Origin of the sequence: Sphingomonas sp. 10B4 (assembly GCF_035019905.1) — a bacterium.
GTDB classification, from domain to species: Bacteria; Pseudomonadota; Alphaproteobacteria; order Sphingomonadales; family Sphingomonadaceae; genus Sphingomonas; species Sphingomonas glacialis.
The window spans coordinates 1-2,395 of record NZ_JASJVC010000144.1; the positions used below are offsets into that span (position 1 = coordinate 1).

Genomic DNA, 2,395 nt, shown 5'->3' on the forward strand with positions numbered 1-2,395 from the left:
CATATCGTCAGGCTCGCATCAACAATGGCCTGCTTTTACTCCGCCCCGCTGGCCTGGAATCCGACCGGCGTTGACAGTTGGGTCGTAAGCCGTCGACGCCACCATTTCCGATGGTCGATCACATGACCGGGGCAATGGCGAGGTCGACATAAGCGCAAGGCTGGTGGTTCGGGTTTGTGGTGGTCCCGTTACCTCATCTTGTTCGTTAGCGTCTGCGACCACCAGAAAGGCGCGAAATGCATCACGTTCAACGCGGCACAGGCCAGAAGCTGCTGCTCATTCATGGTCTTGGCGGCAGTTGGCATTCGTGGAGCACGATTCTCGATGCGCTTAGCGCACATCGAACAGTGATTGCCGTCGATCTTCCCGGACATGGGGCCACGCCGGCGGAAGCCGATAGCGGAACCTTCATCGGTCTGGTCGGCAGCGTTGAGCGCTGCATATCGGACAACGGACTAACGGGGGTCGACACCGTCGGAAGTTCGATGGGCGCGCGCATTGTTTTGGAATTGGCGCGTCGCGGTAGCGTCGGCAATATTGTGGCGCTCGATCCGGGCGGCTTCTGGCGTGGCTGGGAAAGAACCTTTTTCAAAGTCACCATCGGGCTGTCGGGGCGATTGCTGCGCGCGATCCGGCCGCTGCTGCCCAGGCTTAGCCAAAATGCGGCGTCGCGCTCTGCGTTGCTGGCCCAACTATCGGTGCGGCCATGGGCACTTAACTCGCAGGTCGTGGCGACCGAACTGACGAGCCTCAGCAAGACGCCGACATTTGATGCGCTGGTCGACGATCTTGCCGGAGGCCCGGAGCAAACCGGGCCTGCCGCGCAATCCACCGGCCGAATCGTAATTGGATGGGGCAGGCAGGATCGGCTTTGCCTGCCGCAGCAAGCAGCGCGTGCCAAAGCCGCTTTCCCGTCGGCAGATTTGCATTGGTTCGTGCCCAGCGGCCATTTTCCCGCGTGGGACATGCCCGACGAGACAGTCGCCGTCATTCTTGCCGCAACTCAGCGACCCGCGAATATTGAACCTGCTGAATAACCTGGCCTCAAGCTGCGGGTGATAGCAAATCAATTGCCAAGTACGGTGGTATTGACCGCTTCGGAGGAAGCCGGTTGAGCTTTGAAGCGGCGGAAATTGGTTGCTTGCTGCCGCATCGCTCGATGCCAATCAATGGCAGCTATTGCGCTCAACCGTCCCAAAAGTTGCCGGGCAGCAAACCACCCACTTTTCCTCGGTGAAGCCCCATCGATCGGTGCGGCTCGCCTAAATGCCGACCCACTGGTTTTGGTGCGGAAAGCGGCCGGACGGCAGCCGCCCCAAACCTTGCCGTTAGCTTCCCGAACTGCCGATCCCGAAAGCTGCCGTCGCTTCTGCCTTGTCGGTCCCGTCTAGAAAATGAGGGCCCAGCATCATGCCGCCAAAGCCTATGTGAGGTTTCATAGGTGAAGCAGAACCGCCTCGACCATCTGATCTGCCCCCCGCTGAGTGGCCCAAAGACTATGATAGTCTGGACCACGAAAGGGACGACAGATGCCATTCAAGAAGCACAAGCCGGAAGAGATTATCGGCAAGCTGCGTGAAGTTGAGATCGTGCTGGCACAGGGTGCGTCGACTGCCGAAGCGTGTCGGCGGATCGCGGTCAGCGAGCAGACCTATTACCGCTGGCGTAAGGAATATGGTGGTTTAAAAACCGACCAGGCGCGGCGGATGAAGGATCTGGAGAAGGAGAATCTGCGTCTCCGGCGTGCGATATCGGACCTGACGCTGGACAAGCTGATTTTACAGGAGGCAGCCCGGGGAAACTTCTGAGCCCTGCGCGGCGACGGCGCTGCATCGATCATGTGCGACGAGAGCTTCCGGTGTCCGAGCGACGGATCTGCCGGGTGCTGGGCCAGCATCGATCGACTCAGCGCAAGGTGCCGCGCGGGGCGGATGATGAGCAGGCGCTGAGCGAGGACATCATCGCGCTGGCGAAGCAATATGGTCGCTATGGCTATCGCCGCGTGACGGCATTGCTGTGCCATGCCGGATGGTCGGTGAACCATAAAAGGGTCGAGCGGATCTGGCGGCGTGAGGGGCTCAAGGTCCCGCAACGTCAGCCGAAGCGTGGGCGGCTATGGCTCAACGATGGATCATGTATCCGGCTGCGCCCGGAATATCCGGGGCATGTGTGGGCGTACGACTTCGTCGAAGGCCGCACGCATGATGGTCGCAAGTTCCGCATCCTGACCATCATCGACGAGGCCAGTCGAGAGTGCCTGGCGTTGGTCGTTGCTCGTCAGCTCAAACATGAAGACGTGCTGGCGGCGTTGGCCGACCTGTATCCATTCGGCGACGACCATCGGGCGTAATTTTGTCTCGCGTGCGCGAGCGATCAGGCCGCTTGCTTGATCTTG

Annotated in this window: 1 protein-coding gene and 1 pseudogene; both read left to right on the forward strand. The window is 60.3% G+C overall.

Going from position 1 to position 2,395, the window contains the following annotated elements:
- Positions 1-236 precede the first annotated feature (236 nt).
- Positions 237-1,037 (forward strand): alpha/beta fold hydrolase, encoded by an 801-nt coding sequence (locus QN347_RS19060; RefSeq protein WP_322159903.1) that lies wholly within the window; start codon positions 237-239, stop codon positions 1,035-1,037.
- 492 nt (positions 1,038-1,529) lie between these two features.
- Positions 1,530-2,323, forward strand: a pseudogene (locus QN347_RS19065) (IS3 family transposase); the annotation flags it as partial.
- Positions 2,324-2,395 lie beyond the last annotated feature (72 nt).